Source organism: Actinomyces sp. HMSC065F12 (assembly GCF_001814535.1).
Classification (GTDB): domain Bacteria; phylum Actinomycetota; class Actinomycetes; order Actinomycetales; family Actinomycetaceae; genus Pauljensenia; species Pauljensenia radingae_A.
The window spans coordinates 79,681-95,648 of the sequence record NZ_KV817042.1; the positions used below are offsets into that span (position 1 = coordinate 79,681).

Here is a 15,968-nt window from a genome sequence, read left to right on the forward strand (position 1 = left end):
AATGCCACTGACCGCGACATTTCGGAGTGCCTCTGTGGCTTCACTTGCAGAGAGTGGATCAGAGTGACGTGAGGTGATGAAAAGAACGCCGGCCGCAACCAGAGCGATCACGAGAACGCAGCTCACCAGCACGACTAGATCAGTTTCATGTACTTGAGTACTACCGTGCCATGTCGCACTGCCACACATCAATATCTCCGGCTCCAACGATCTATCCTTGATCATCGCAAGGTGCTGGAAATGACGCGGGGTGAAAGTGGCATCGGACCGAAAGCGCCTGTCGGCGCGAAGGCCGCTCGTAGCGGCAATAGTTGGAGCCCGGGGCTTAGCGGCCCGATGCCGCGTTCAGCCTAACATTGCCACCCACACTGACGCTCAGTGACCTTGCCAACTCCAGGTTCCGCCGGTGCCGTCCCCGCCATCAGTGCGCAGTGTTGCCCGCTTCGGTGATGGCGAACAAGACCAGAGAATTGCTGGTCGCCCCTCGTGAATCGTCGTGAAGGCCCGTACAGTAAGAAGCATGTTTGTACTTGATGAGAACACTCCTCGAGAAATTGCACCCCTGGCGTGGATGCTGGGACAGTGGCGCGGCTGGGGCGTGATTGCCGGATCGCACGCGGCGCCCGCCACCCCCGATTCGTCCGGAGAATCCGACCAGAACACCCCCGCCACCTCCGCTGACAGTGACGATGTGCCCGATCAGATGGTCATTGAAGAGATCACGTGCGAAGCCGTGGGCACACAGATGCGCATGGTGACCCGCATCTACTCGGCAACGTCGCGCGTTCAGTCGCTTGACCCGAGTGCCTCGACCGAGGAAGGCCTGGCCGCCCTCGTCGAACAGGACCTGATCAATGAGGAAACCGTGTACGTCAGCGTCATGCCGACGACGCAGGAGCTGCCCCCTCCCGGACAGTTCCAAACCCGAGAGCTCACTGCCAGTGGCGCGGATCAGAAAGGTCTGGCGACGCTGTGGGCGGGAGTGTCGATGGGGCCGCGCGTACGCATGATTTCCGACGCGATCGCACGCAGCCCACGCGCTCAACCCGTTGAGGAAGCCTCTCGCATGTTCGGCCTGGTCGCAGGTGAACTCATGTGGGCTCAGGACGTCACAATGGTGGGTGCAGGCGAGTCGATTACCTCGATTTCTGGTCGTCTCATGCGAATTGACGAGGGGGACGCTGTCACATCAGATTCTGCAAGAACGCCGAGCAACGCTGCGGCGAACCACGGTGGCGTCGATGCGCAGGACAGCGATGACTGATCAGCTGCATTCGCCACTGTTGACCTGGCCGAAAGCTGTTGCAGGTGAGGGCGAGTGGGTCGGCCTGCCGATTCACTACGGCGACCCGATCGGGGAGCAGTGGGCACTGGCTGAATCGCGGGCCTTCACGGATCTGTCCACTCTGGCAGCCGTGTGCGTCAGCGGGCCTGATCGTCAGTCATGGCTCACGAACATGACCTCGCAGATCATCAATGGCATGACGCCTGCAGAATCAAAAGAACTGCTGGTGCTGGATGCCAACGGCCGCATCGAGCACGCCGCAGCAGTCCACGATGACGGTGAAATGACGTGGCTGGTAACTGTGCGTGACCGCGTCGGCGCACTGGCCCAGTGGCTCGAGTCCATGAAATTCATGCTGCGCGTCGAAGTGGCGGAGCGCCACGACATTCGCGTGATCGGCACCGTCAGCTCTGACGCCCAGACCGATCCGCTTGCTGAAACAGCACGCAACCTGCCGGGATACCTGTTCACGTGGGATGACCCGTGGCCAGGAGTCGTGGAAGGCGGCACGCGATACTTTGCAGGCAGCAAGCACCCGGGATCTGACACGCGTTTCCACCTCCACATTGTCGAGGGCGACGGCGCCATCACCGACATGATGAGTGTGGCGGGCGACAGCGACGGCATGACGCCTGCCGGAATGCTTGCCTGGGACGCACTGCGCATTGCGGCATGGCGTCCTCTTATCGGACGGGACACGGACGCTCGATCCATCCCGGCTGAACTCGACTGGATGCGCACCGCCGTTCATCTGCATAAAGGCTGCTACCGCGGACAGGAATCTGTGGCACGTGTGGTGAACCTTGGTAAACCGCCCAGGCGCTTGACCTTCCTGCAACTCGATGGCTCACGCGGAGATCTGCCGGAAAGCGGAGCCAGACTGATGCGTGGAAACCGGCAGGTGGGTGTGGTCACATCAGCGGCACGGCACTACGAACTTGGCCCCGTTGCGCTGGCGCTCATTTCGCGCAACGTCCCAGAAGACACGGTCTTTGACATTGACGGGGTCAGCGCTGCGCAGGAAATCATCGTGCCGCGTGACGGTCGCAGTGAAGATTCACCCGATGAGCGCCCCGGAAAGGACCTGACGAACAAGGACCTGCGCCGGCTGGATATTCCGCCGGCAGGATCACCGCACATGTCAGGTGGAAGGAAGGCATAACAGTGCGAGCAGTACTTCAGCGGGTGACTCGTGCGAGCGTGCGCGTCGATGGTGAAGTTGTCGGAGAAATCACTGGCCCCGGCATCCTCGCCCTCGTCGCCGCCACTCACGAGGACGGCCCCGACCAGGTCGACACGGTGGTGCGCAAAATTGCGGAGCTGCGGATCATGGACGATGAACAATCGGTGAGCGACATTGGCGGCGCGGTCCTGGTCGTCTCGCAGTTCACACTCTATGGCAGTACCCGTAAGGGCCGGCGCCCCTCGTGGTCGGCAGCTGCGCCGGGCCCTGTGGCTGAACCGCTGATTGATGCTGTGGCTCAGGGGCTGCGTGAGCGTGGGCTGGAAGTGGCGACCGGCCAGTTTGGCGCCCACATGGAGGTTGAACTGGTCAACGACGGGCCGTTTACTGTGCTGGTTGAGGCGTAGACGGAACCATGACGGAGGTGCATATTCGCCCGTACCGGTTAACGGACGCAGCTGATCTGACGTCGATCTGCATTGATACGGCCGACAGTGGCAGGGGAGCGCGGGGCAGGCTCACCGATGATGAAATTCTGCCCTACATTTACGCACTGCCGTACGTCAGTTACGCTCCGAGCTGGTCGTTTGTGGTTGATACTGGCTCACACATCAGTGGATACATCGTGGGTGTCCCCGATGTTGCTTCCTTTGTGAACTGGTGGCGCGACCACTGGGTGCCGGTGCTGCGCGAGCGTTTCGGCGGCACGGAGCTGTGGCCAGAAGGCGAGCGTGAACTGCTTGAACGCGGCCTCAACCCTGATTCCATGTGGTCGGATCTTCGCCGCACCTATGAGGCCGAATTTCACATCGACCTGCTGTCCGATGTGCAGGGACGCGGGCTCGGTACGCAGCTTCTTGGCAGATTCACCGAGGCGGTGACCACGCGGTCGCACGCACACGGCATCGCCATCGGGGTTGACGCGGACAATTCACGTGCCATCGGCTTTTATGCCAAAAATGGTCTTGAGGTGCTGCGTGAAGACCGAGGCAGTGATGGCGCCGTCAGCGGCTACACCATGGGGATTTGCCTGCGCGGGCCATCCAGATCCGCATGACACGCGAAGCGGTGGCACGCAGGTTCCTTTCGCCCGATGACACCGCCTCATCCGTTGAACACGGCCCGGGCACGATCGGGACAGCGGCAATGATTCCGCATCGCAACAGCTCATCAGTCAGTGCCTGCCCCTGTTCAATTCTGCCGGCGCACGCGATGACAGGAACGCTGCCGGCCTCGCGTGCCAGGCGCGCCACCCCGGAGATGGTTTTGCCCATGACACTTTGCCGGTCGATCGACCCCTCGCCGGTCAGCACAAGGTCAGCCCCGCGCAGCACTTCCGCCAGCCCGACGCCTTCCATCACCAGATCCACCCCTGATTCCAACGAAGCGCCCAGGAAAGCTGACAGCGCAAACCCCAGCCCACCTGCCGCTCCAGCTCCCGCCTTGTCGGCATGGGCGCTCGCTGCCGGGTCAGCGTGCGCGAAGGCTGCCAACGCACGATCCAGCACCTTGACGTCGCGAGGTGTCGCACCCTTTTGAGGCCCGTATACAGCGGATGCGCCCCGAGGCCCACACAGCGGATTGTCCACATCGCATGCGGCGCGCACGCGCACATCCCTCAGCCTCCCATCCAGGCCAGACACGTCAATACGTCGAACCTTTCCCAGGCACTCCGGCGAATCGTCGACGTCACGGCCACCCTCGTCAATGAAGCTCATACCCAAGGCGCGCAGCATTCCCGCTCCGCCATCGTTCGTGCCGGACCCGCCCAGCCCGATGAGGATCTCCTCAACACCAAGGTCCAGTGCTGCCGAGATCAGCTCACCCACTCCAGCGCTGGTCATGGAACAAATTCGCCGGTCGCAAGCCGCGACCAATCCCAGCCCGACAGCCTCGGCAACTTCGATGACCGCGCTGCCACCTGCCGTCCAGAACCCTGCCTCACGAGGGCGGCCGAGCGAGTCGTGAACCTCGACGATGTGGAACTGCGCCCCCAGGGCATCCGCGATGGCCTGCGCGAAGCCTTCTCCGCCGTCAGCCAGCGGAACCACCTCGCATTGCGCATCGGGTACGACTGCACGAACACCGTCAGCAAGTGCACGCGCCGCCTGCATCGCTGTCATCGACCCCTTGAAACTGTCAGGAGCGCAGACGATTTTCATGGCAGTCCTCTCTGTCGCGGCGCGGTTTGCTCTGATTGTAGGCAGCGTGTTGACGTGCTTGTGTGCGCACGCGAGGCAGACAACTGGCAGTGTTTCCGCTCGCCTGTAGTGAACATTCAAGCGACCGCGCCAATCAGCCCGTAGGGTGGAACCAGTTGAAAACGCCAGGCACCCGTGTCTGCGCCATCCCATTCGTGAACATCAGGAGGAGCCATGTTCGAACGGTTCACCGACCGAGCTCGGCGAGTCGTCGTCCTCGCACAGGACGAAGCCAGGAACCTCAACCACAACTACATCGGCACTGAGCACCTGCTGCTGGGCCTCATTACCGAGGGCGAGGGAGTCGCAGCAAAAGCCCTCGACATGATGAACATTGAGCGCGACCAGGTGCGTGAAGCGGTCATCGACATTATTGGCGAGGGCGAAAAGCCTGTCGAAGGTCACATTCCGTTCACGCCGCGTGCCAAGAGAATCTTTGAGCTGTCGCTGCGTGAAGCACTGCAGTTGGGTCACAACTACATTGGCACTGAGCACCTGCTGCTCGGTTTGCTCAAAGAGGGCGAGGGCGTTGCAGCTCAGGTGCTGACGAAGCTGGGAGCTGACTTGTCGCAGGTGCGTCAAGCCGTTATCCAGCTGCTGTCGGGTTACCAGAGCGATGGGGACAACCGCGAGGCGGTGGGCGTATCGGGCAACCCTGTGCGCGACCCCGGTCAGACGAACTCCGCTATTTTGGAGCAGTTCGGTCGCAACCTGACTCAGGCTGCACGTGAAGGCAAGCTTGATCCGGTGATCGGTCGTAAGACGGAGATGGAACGCGTCATGCAGGTGCTGTCGCGTCGCACGAAGAACAACCCGGTGCTGATCGGTGAACCCGGTGTCGGTAAGACCGCTGTTGTCGAAGGCCTGGCTCAGGCGATCGTGCATGGCGACGTGCCGGAGACGATTAAAGACCGCCAGATCTACTCACTGGATATGGGATCCCTGGTCGCCGGGTCGCGCTATCGCGGCGATTTCGAAGAACGCTTGAAGAAAGTCCTTAAAGAGATCCGCACGCGCGGTGACATTATCTTGTTTATCGATGAGATCCACACACTGGTCGGCGCCGGTGCTGCTGAAGGCTCCATTGATGCCGCTCAGATGCTCAAGCCAATGCTGGCTCGCGGCGAAATCCAGACCATCGGTGCCACCACGCTTGACGAGTACCGCAAGCACGTGGAAAAGGACGCTGCGTTGGAGCGTCGTTTCCAGCCGGTGCGTGTCGAGGAACCCTCTGTGGATGAGACAGTTGGGATCTTGAAGGGGCTGCGTGACCGCTACGAGGCGCATCACCGCGTCATCATCACCGATGAGGCGATCCGCGCCGCAGCCGAGCTGGCAGACCGCTACATTTCTGACCGTTTCCTGCCTGACAAGGCCATTGACCTGATGGATGAAGCCGGTGCCCGCCTGCGCATCGCCCGTATGACGGCACCGCCCGAGTTGCGTGAAATCGACGAGAAGATCGCTGATGTGCGCAAGGCCAAGGAAGCCGCGATCGATGATCAGGACTTTGAGCGTGCCGCCTCCCTGCGTGATGAGGAAAAGAAACTGGGTGAGGAACGTCGCGAGAAGGAAGATGCGTGGAAGGGTGGCGAACGCGAAGAAATCGCGGAGGTCACCGAAGAGGAAATCGCTGAAGTGCTCGCCATGTCGACCGGCATCCCGGTGGTGAAGCTGACTCAGACCGAATCTGCCAAGCTGCTGAAGATGGAAGATGAGCTGCATAAGCGCGTCATCGGCCAGGAAGAGGCTGTCAAAGCACTATCGCAATCTATCCGACGCACACGTTCCGGCCTGAAAGATCCGAAACGCCCCGGTGGTTCGTTCATTTTTGCCGGACCGACCGGTGTCGGTAAGACTGAGCTGGCCAAGGCTCTCGCGGAGTTCCTGTTCGGTGATGAAGATGCGCTGATCCAGATAGATATGAGCGAGTTCTCCGAGAAGCACACGGCATCACGCCTGTTCGGTGCACCTCCCGGGTACGTTGGATACGACGAGGGTGGCCAGCTTACTGAAAAGGTCCGTCGCCGTCCGTTCTCCGTTGTCCTGTTTGACGAGGTTGAAAAGGCTCACCCCGATATCTTCAACTCCTTGCTGCAGATCCTGGAAGAAGGTCATCTGACCGATTCACAGGGACGCAAGGTGGACTTCAAGAACACGGTGATCATCATGACCACCAACCTGGGCACGCGCGACATCAACAAGGGTGTGCTGACCGGCTTCCAGTCCGCCGACAATCTCACGCACGACTACTCGCGCATGAAGTCGAAGGTGAATGAGGAGCTCAAGCAGCATTTCCGCCCCGAGTTCCTCAACCGTGTTGACGACGTCATCGTCTTCCCGCCGCTCACGAAGGAGCAGATCACGCAGATCGTTGACCTGATGATCGGTCGCCTGGCGGAGCGCATGGAGGACCAGAACATGAAACTGCAGATCACCGATGCTGCGCGTGAACTGCTGGCCGACCGCGGGTACGACCCTGTTCTGGGTGCCAGGCCGCTGCGCCGCGCCATCCAGCGCGATATTGAGGACGCCTTGTCCGAGCGGATCCTGTTCGGTGAGATCATGCCGGGTCAGGTTGTCACCGTCGATGTTGCCGGCGAGGGCGACCAGCGTGAATTTACGTTCACGGGGATCTGATCGTCTGGTCGCATGGCCTGCGTGTAGCGGCTGACTACCGTGGTTAGGGGCCAACCGGCCACGGTAGTTCGGCTCCAGGCGTCAACTGGTCACGGTCATCCAGGCGGCCACCCTCGACAAATATCTTCAGCTGCGCGGGGACGAAGCAGCCTGCAGCGTCCGAAGAACTCCTGCCACACGTGACCCCTCCTGCACGCAGTTGAGCCCTTGCACACGAGGGTGATAAATTTCCTTCTCGCACGCCCATCTCAGCCAACAGCGCCGACGAGATTTTGCCATAATTGCTGCGATGCCAAAACCTAAGGAGACCCTGATGCCTGCAGCACCTACGCCCGAGTCGCACGCACGCGTTGACGCCGACACGGCGCTCAGCACAGACCCACTGTGGTGGCGCCAGGCGGTTGTGTACCAGATCTACCCGCGCAGCTTCGCTGACTCGAACGGCGACGGGCTCGGTGACATCAAGGGTGTGACCTCACGGGCAGACTACCTGGCTGGCCTCGGTGTGGATGCTGTGTGGCTCAGCCCCTTCTATCCTTCCGAGCTGGCTGACGGCGGATACGACGTGGCCGACTACCGCAACGTGGATCCACGCCTGGGGACGCTTGACGATTTTGACGAAATGATCGCGGCCCTGCATGGGCGAGGCATCCGCGTCATCGTTGACATCGTGCCCAACCACACCTCACGCATGCACCCCTGGTTCCAGGAAGCTCTGGCAGCGGGCCGCGGGTCAGCGGCGCGTGAACGTTACATCTTCCGCGAAGGCACAGGCCCTGACGGCTCGCAGCCCCCGACGGACTGGACCTCCACGTTCGGCGGTGCCGCATGGGAACAGGTTGAAGACGGACAGTGGTACTACCACTTCTTTGCCCGCGAGCAGCCGGATCTGAACTGGGATCACCCCGATGTGCGCGAGGACTTCCTGACAACACTGCGCTTCTGGTCTGACCGCGGTGTCGATGGTTTCCGCATTGATGTCGCCCACGGACTGGCGAAAGACCTCAGCGAACCGCTGCCCAGCCAGGCAGAACTCGACGCTATGCCGATGGATGGACACCACCGCATCTTTGACCGCGACGAGGTTCAGGACATTTACGCTACCTGGCGTGAGGTCTTCAACTCCTACGATCCGCCGCGCACAGCGGTTGCCGAGGCGTGGGTGAATCCTGACCGGGTGCCTCGGTACGCAAACCCGAACAGCCTGGGACAGTCCTTCAACTTCGACCTGCTTGAAGCCGACTTCAACGCCGACCAGTTCCGCACGATTATCACCGACAATTTGGAGCTGGCCAGTTCGTCAGGTTCCTCGAGCACATGGGTGTTGTCGAACCACGATGTTGTCCGCCATGCCACGCGCTACGGCCTGCCCGATGCAGTGCGCACTCATGGTCCGAGGCCCGACAAGCCGGTGGGTCAGGACTGGTTGCTGACAGGTGGTACCGAGCCGGAGCTTCATCGTGAACAGGGATTGCGTCGTGCGCGCGCCGCCACCATGCTCATGCTGGCACTGCCCGGATCGTCCTACATCTATCAAGGTGAAGAGCTCGGCTTGCATGAAGTGGCGGAAATCCCGGCCGATCAGCGTCAGGACCCGACGTTCTTCCGCACCAATCAGAAAGAAATCGGTCGCGACGGCTGCCGCGTCCCCTTGCCGTGGGTCCATGACGCCGCGAACTTCGGATTTGGAGGACTGGCCCACCTGCCGCAACCCTCATGGTTCGCAGACAGTGCAGTCGACGTGGAATCTGCCCGCGAAGACTCGACGCTGTCTCTGTACCGGCGTGCACTGCATCTGCGCCGCACACTGCAGGACGCCGAAGAAATGGAATGGGTCGACGACAGCATCGAGGCACCGCACAGCGACCAGGTGCTGCATCTGCGCCGTCCCGGTGGCTGGGACGTGATCACGAACTTCAGCACCGAGCCGATCCCATTCGACACCAGCACAGCCATCCTGACCAGTGAGCCGCTGACCGACGGTGTCCTGCCTGGTGAGACAACCATCTGGTGCGCACCGCGCAGCTAAGCTACCGTGAACCCCCTCGTGCCCGCGCAGAAGCGTCGCATTGTCGGCGCCTCTGCCCGGGTCGTGGGGACTCCATCCCTCGCCCGCGTGGGAACCGACAACTGAGCGCGATACACGTGAGAAATAGGAACGATTTTTCGCCTGCCTCTGTCTTTATCCGGATTTTCGTGTCAGACTTACTGCGGTTGCAGTTGTTTCTGCGTATGCGACTCCACTTCTTTGAGAGGACGTGAGCCTGCCCGCCGCCAGGTGGATCATCTGATGCGCAGAGCCGTCACATGCTGATCATTGTTTCAATGAGACCGTGATGAAGGAGGCGAGAGTGAGGACGACGTCTGATTTTCCGCAGAGTCGACCTGAACCCGTTGGGCAATCCGAATCAGGCACCCAACCCGCTACCGGATCCAAGTCAGTGAACGGCAACAACGTTTCCCCTTTTCTTTCTGCACCCCCGATGCCTCCCGGCGACGAGTACTCGCCCGCCAATCAGGGCGGTAACACGCTGTCACGCCGGCTTCACCTGAGTCGACGGGGACGACAACTCAAGAAGCAACTCGCGAAAAATCGACGCAAAATCCCAGCCATTATCGTGTTGGTGTTCTGCCTGATTGTCACCACGCTGGCGCTGCTTCATCCGGGCGTGCCAACATCCCAGATCGACGTGAATGACGGTGGCATATGGGTGACAAACTCCTCGCGCCAACTGGTCGGTCACCTCAACTACCAGACTCGGCGCCTCGATGCCGCATTGCGCACAGACGCCGCCCAATTCGACATCGGCCAGGCAGCAGATACCGTCACGTTTTCTGATGAGAGCACCAACTCGATCGCCCCTATCGACGTGGCCGGCGTGCGCATGGGTGCGACAACGTCGCTGACTGAACGCGCCCAGGCAGTGCAAGGCGGAGAACGGATCGGTGTGCTGGACGGCGCGGAAGGAAACCTGTGGGTCCTGCCGGCATCCGAGCCCTCGACCGTGCCGATGGGAGACGACAGCGCGATCGAAACAGGCCTTACCTCAGGTGTGGTGACAACCAGCGTCAATGGAACCGTCATGGCGGTGTCGGCAGCAACCGGCCAGTTCGTGACAGTCACGCGCCGCGGCTATGTCGATCAGAAACACAGTGTCGACATCCCTGATATGCGCGCCGACGCATTGCTGCAGATCACGGCGGTCGGTGAACGACCAGTCGCCCTCGACCAGTCAACCAACACGCTGTTCCTCCCCGATGGGTCCGCACGATCCCTGTCCGATGAAGGCGTCCCAACAGATGCCATCCTGCAAAATCCCGGCCCCGACCATGACGCGGTATTACTGGCCACCCCTCGATCCCTGATCAGCGTTCCCCTCAACGGCGATCCTGTGACGATCACCCCCGCGAATGAGCAGAATCGTTCAGGAAAGCCGGCGGCTCCCACACGACACGAAGGATGCTCGTACGGCGCGTGGGCAGGCTCGGGCTCTTATGTGCGTCTGTGTGACGACTCTGCCAATGACACGTCGATGGTTGTTGACACCCTCAAGTCTGCGCGCAACATCTCGTTTAGAACCAACCGTAAGGTCATCGTCCTCAACGAAATTAACGAGGGTGGCATCTGGCTGCCCGACATGAACATGGCGTTCATGGATGACTGGGATGAGATCGACCAGGAGATTGACAAGGAAAAAGAAGAAGAGGAATCGCCTGAATACACCGACGAAATTATCGACCCTCAGCGCAAGGACAAGAACACTCCACCTGACGCCGTTGATGATGAGTTCGGTGTCAGGCCAGGCCGAGCCACCACGCTGCCTGTACTGCAAAATGACACGGATATCGATGGTGATGTTCTGACAGCCAGACCGATCAGCCAGCCTCAGATCGGAGCGGTGACACCGACGCGTGGCGGCCAGGCGTTGCAGATGACGGACGTGCCCGATGATGCGTCGGGCAGCACCACTTTTGTGTACGAGGCATACGACGGGCAGGCATCTGACAGTGCGACGGTGACGATCAGTGTGCACCCCTGGGATCAGAACGCCGGCCCGGTGCAGATCCGCAAGAATCCGCAGAAACTGGGAGCGGGAGCTGCCATTGAGTACAACGTGCTGCCTGATTGGAACGATCCGGACGGCGACCCGATCTTCCTGCAGTCCGCCAGTGCTCCTGACGGTATCCAGGTGCAGTACCGTGAAGAAGGAACCCTGAATATCCGGGATCTGGGCGCAGCGCCCGGCCAGTACGAGGTGAACGTCGTAGTCTCTGACGGGCGTGCCGAAACGCAAGGTGTCGTACCCATCGTCGTACAGCCACCAGGCAACATTCCACCTGTTGCGCACGCCGATTTCTATGTGGCGAGAGCCGGCGAAGCCCTCGAGATCGAGCCGCTGACCAACGATACGGATCCCAACGGTGACGGCCTGACGCTGGTTGGTGTGTCTGAAGCTCCAGCCGGAACACAGCTCACGCCCGACCTGGCTCTCGGATCCATCACGTTCAAAGCGCAGGCACCGGGTACCTACCAGTTCACCTACACCATTTCAGATGGCCCTTCGACCGTGTTGGGCATCATTCGCATTGACGTGGTGGAAGCTGACTCCAATGCAGTCCCCGTTGCTGACGATGACCTGGTTGTCCTGCCTGCTGGCGGTGAAGCACTTGCCGCACCGTTGAATAATGATTCCGATCCAGCCGGCGGCGTCCTGGTCATTCAGCAGGTGGAGCCGACGGACAAACTGGGCCTGCGCGTCACACTGGTCGATCGCCACCTCCTGCGCATCACGGCACCTGGCGGCCTCGATGAAGCCGTCAGCTTCCAGTATTCCGTTTCCAACGGGTCCCATACTGCCCAAGCGCGGATCACAGTCGTCCCGTCACGAGCGCTCGACGACAAGAAACCACCCGTTTTGCAGCCCGACCATGCCAAAGTGCGTGTCGGAGACGTTGCTTCGGTCCCCGTGCTGGAAAACGATCGCTCGCCGGCCGGCCTGGCAATGAAAGTCGATCCGAAACTGCAGTTCGAGGAAAACTCGCAGGTCGGAACCCCCTTTGTAACAGGTAACCTAGTGCGCTTGGAAGCAGGCACAACGCCAGGTGTGATGCATGTGTCGTACACGGTGCACGACATGGTCGGCAACATGGCGACATCGACAGTCGTGTTCGAAGTGGTCGCCCTCGAAGGTGCCAACGCGGCACCGCAACCTCGCCCTCTGACAGCGTGGGCCGTGTCAGGGCAGACGACTCGAATCCCTGTCCCACTGTCCACGATCGACCCTGACGGCGATTCTGTGACACTGGTGGGTATCGAGCAGGCACCGTCCAAGGGAACGATTGAATTGGGCACTGACTGGATCGAATACACGCCTGCGCGCAAGACCACCGGCACGGACGTATTCACCTACATCGTTGAGGACCGTCAGGGCAAGCAGGCAACCGCACGTGTGCGCGTCGGTATTGCGCCACCGGCGGGTAGTAATCAGCCACCCACTGCTGTTAAAGACGTTCTGTTGGTCAAACCTGGGCGCACGATCATGGTGAACGTTCTAGCCAACGACATTGACCCTGACGGGGATTCAATCTCGCTGGTTCCCGATTCGCTCAGCGTGCTGGACGACGCCCTCGAAGCTGAAATTGTGGGAACCGGGATCCAGGTTGAGGTTCCAGAAGCTGCCGGAACATACGTCATGTCCTATCAGGTCACCGACTCGCGTGGCGGTGTGGACAACGGGACGTTGACGATCAATGCGAAGAACGATGCGCCCCTGATGCCTCCGATCGCTCGCGATGACGTTGTGGCGCTGGCTGATATGCCTGACAGTGAGATTGTGCCGATTAACGTGGTGGAAAACGATGAGGATCCCGACGGAACCGTCGCAGAACTGGTTGTGTCCACACGCGCTCCCGACGCTGAAGTCAAGGGCGGAATCATTGAAGCGAAGGCATACGAGACTCGACGGCTCTTGGTCTACACGATTACCGATCAGGACGGCCTCTCATCCTCCGCAGTGGTGTCGATTCCGGGAACCGATCAGACCAGGCCGCGCCTGGACCAGTCGCACCTGCCGATCAAGGCACGGGCCGGCAGTGACGTCGTCATCGACATTCGGGACCACGTCATTACGAGGGCGGGCCGTACCGCGATGATCACGGACGAATCCAGGCTCAAAGCATCATGGGGGCTGGATCCGAAGATCGTGCTGGAGGACCAGCATCGCCTCACCCTGCACACCGACCCGGAATTTTCCGGTAAGACATCCGTTTCCTTTGAAGTACGTGACGGTGTTGCATCGGATACATCAGCCTTATCAGCTGTGCTCTCCCTGCCGATTGTGGTGCAGGCAGTGAAGAACCAGCCACCGGCTTTCATCCCGACGAGTGCGCGTGTGGCTGCAGGTGAAGAACCCATCACGTTGGACCTGTCGGCGATGGTCGATGACCCGGACGACGCTGACCCTAAAGGATTCAAGTATGCGCTGGTGAAGAGTCCTCGTGTTGTCAGCGCGAAACTTGATGGGCATATGCTGTCCCTTCAGGCCGGCGTTGATCAGGCCACCGGCACCACGGACCAGGTCACGATCAGTGTTGATGACGGGTCAGGGCCGGTAGTCGGTGAGATCCCGGTGACGGTTGTCGCCTCCACGCGGCCACTCATTCAGGTGTCGGACGCGCTCATCGACGCTGCGAACGCTGGCGGTACGGAAACGATCGATCTGACGAAGTACACGATCAACCCGTTCCCGGAAACGCCGATACGGATCGTGTCAAGCCAGATTGAAATCGGTGAAGGCACCGTGGATCCGCAGGGCACAGTCCTCCACATCACGCCAGCTGTTGGTTTCCACGGGCAAATGACGGTCAACTATCGCCTGATTGATGCCACCAATGATCCGGGGCGCATCGTGGAAGGTAACGTGCGGTTAGTCGTGCGTGATCGGCCCGAACCACCATCCAACGTGTCGGTGATGGCCACGGGTCCTGGCAGAGCAACTGTGACGTTCCAGCCCGGAGCGGACAATGGTGCTGCTATTACCTCCTTCACCTTGACGGATGTCACGACCGGTCAGGAGTTCACTTGCGATGTTGCGTCCTGCCCGCTTAGCGGTCTGGCGAACGGCCTGAAGCATTCGTTCTCAGTCGTGGCGCACAATGATGTTGGCGCATCCGATTCGTCTCCTGCATCCGAGCCTGTCCTGGTCGACGTTCAACCATCCCAGCCTGCCGCCCCGACGCTTGCTGCTGGCGACGGGTCGGTGACGGTGACGTGGAATCCACCGGCAAATGAAGGGTCACCGATCACCGCGTACGAAGTGACGCTCTCTGACGGCCAGACGCAGCGAGTAGACGGCGCAACGACATCAGTGACATTCACCAACCTGACGAACGGTCAGCCCTACTATGCCTCTGTTGTGGCATTGAATTCCTCGCCGTCACCCTCACAACCATCCGAGCCATCTGCCCAGGTCGCGCCCTTTGGGCCGCCTCTGAAGGTGTCGATCACGGACATTCGGTCAACACCTTCTGCCGATGATCCAAACCTTGCTGCGGTCAGTGTCAGCTGGGCAGTCGAGTCGGACAACGGCAGTCCGCTGACCGCTGCGCACGTCACATTGAGCGGTGGCGGAAAGGGTGACGTCGCGTTGAACGGTGAGCTGTCTGGGGAAATCACGTTGCAGGCGCAGCCGCAGGAAGGCGTGGTAGCCACCGTGTGGGTTGACAATGCGGCAGGATCGTCACGCAAGGTCGATTCCAAGCGTTTCACTGTGTTCTCGACGCCGGTTGTGATCGATCTTCCGACGGTTACAGCAACCGGAGAAGCAGGTACCGCGAAGGTGACGGCTGAAACGAAAAAAGGTAACGGTTACAATCGCGGAGAACTTGAGCTTCAGTATTCGGTGAATGCAGGTCAGTGGACACCGTTGCAGGGCAAGACCATCACGGGACTGCCTGACGGCCAGGAGGCACGGATTACATTCAGGCAGGTTGCTCCCGGCCGCGCCGACGGGCCAGCGACTGAAGAAGTAGTGGTGACGACATACGGACAGCCGACGATTGACAGCTTCACGGCAACCAGTACGCCGGACGGAGTCGACCTGTCGTGGGCCATCACTCACAACGCTGGAGCTCCCATCACATCGATCACCGTGAAGTACAACGGAAAGAGCGAGGACATTCCCGTTTCGGAAACGAGCCGGCACATCGATGTGGACACCAGAGAGGCAATAAACTTCAAGTTGGTTGTTCATGCCGAGAACATCGAAAAGAGCATTGAGGCTGCGGCCACCAGCAAGGCACGGGGCACCATTAGACCGATGCCTGCCAAGTGCGATGCTGAGATGTCAGACAAGTTCGATGACTGCCATACTTTCAAGGTGCAGGCAGATGTGTGGGATCTGAGTCTTCTGCCATTGCGTTGCGAATTTAAGTCAGATGCTGATGACCAGACGTATAGATTCGAAATCAGGACGTTAGGGTATCCGTATGCCTCGAATGCACCTACCCGTGTGACAGATCAGGAAACCATGAAGAACTGGTTACAGGATGGCACCCTCACATGCGAAACGTCACAATAACAGGTGAGCAGTGGAACTGGACGGGAATAGTACGCATGGCAGTACCTGAACCACCCTCGTCAATGAGCTGCCAACGACTG

The 15,968-nt window shown here is 60.3% G+C and carries 8 protein-coding genes; 7 read left to right on the plus strand and 1 reads right to left on the minus strand.

What is annotated here, in order from left to right:
• Positions 1-520: 520 nt before the first annotated feature.
• The 4 genes from HMPREF2975_RS11480 to HMPREF2975_RS11495 are packed head-to-tail and all read left to right on the plus strand — an operon-like array spanning position 521 to position 3,525.
• Positions 521-1,264, plus strand: a complete 744-nt coding sequence (locus HMPREF2975_RS11480) for a heme-binding beta-barrel domain-containing protein (protein WP_070728123.1) — start codon at positions 521-523, stop codon at positions 1,262-1,264.
• The gene (locus HMPREF2975_RS11485) at positions 1,257-2,447 is read left to right on the plus strand and encodes a CAF17-like 4Fe-4S cluster assembly/insertion protein YgfZ (RefSeq protein ID WP_070728127.1); all 1,191 of its coding nucleotides are present in this window, start codon (positions 1,257-1,259) and stop codon (positions 2,445-2,447) included. The genes HMPREF2975_RS11480 and HMPREF2975_RS11485 overlap by 8 nt, the downstream gene beginning before the upstream one ends.
• Positions 2,448-2,449: 2 nt before the next feature.
• Positions 2,450-2,875, plus strand: a complete 426-nt coding sequence (gene dtd / locus HMPREF2975_RS11490; RefSeq protein WP_070728129.1) for a D-aminoacyl-tRNA deacylase — start codon at positions 2,450-2,452, stop codon at positions 2,873-2,875.
• An 8-nt stretch (positions 2,876-2,883) separates the two neighbouring features.
• The gene (locus HMPREF2975_RS11495; RefSeq protein WP_070728132.1) at positions 2,884-3,525 is read left to right on the plus strand and encodes a GNAT family N-acetyltransferase; all 642 of its coding nucleotides are present in this window, start codon (positions 2,884-2,886) and stop codon (positions 3,523-3,525) included.
• Here the strand turns inward: HMPREF2975_RS11495 and HMPREF2975_RS11500 are convergent.
• On the minus strand, positions 3,473-4,630 hold the full coding sequence (locus tag HMPREF2975_RS11500; RefSeq protein WP_070728134.1) for a glycerate kinase: 1,158 nt from the start codon (positions 4,628-4,630) through the stop codon (positions 3,473-3,475). The two genes, HMPREF2975_RS11495 and HMPREF2975_RS11500, sit on opposite strands and share 53 nt — an antisense overlap.
• Before the next feature lie 213 nt (positions 4,631-4,843).
• Here HMPREF2975_RS11500 and HMPREF2975_RS11505 point away from each other — a divergent pair, with 213 nt between their 5' ends.
• The 3 genes from HMPREF2975_RS11505 (at position 4,844) to HMPREF2975_RS11515 (ending at position 15,888) form a co-directional block, all read left to right on the plus strand.
• The gene (locus HMPREF2975_RS11505; protein WP_070728138.1) at positions 4,844-7,309 is read left to right on the plus strand and encodes an ATP-dependent Clp protease ATP-binding subunit; all 2,466 of its coding nucleotides are present in this window, start codon (positions 4,844-4,846) and stop codon (positions 7,307-7,309) included.
• Positions 7,310-7,622: 313 nt separating this feature from the next.
• Positions 7,623-9,338: a glycoside hydrolase family 13 protein gene (locus tag HMPREF2975_RS11510; RefSeq protein ID WP_070728140.1), complete on the plus strand. Its 1,716-nt coding sequence runs from the start codon at positions 7,623-7,625 to the stop codon at positions 9,336-9,338.
• A 322-nt stretch (positions 9,339-9,660) separates the two neighbouring features.
• Positions 9,661-15,888: an Ig-like domain-containing protein gene (locus HMPREF2975_RS11515; protein ID WP_193600060.1), complete on the plus strand. Its 6,228-nt coding sequence runs from the start codon at positions 9,661-9,663 to the stop codon at positions 15,886-15,888.
• Positions 15,889-15,968: the final 80 nt, after the last annotated feature.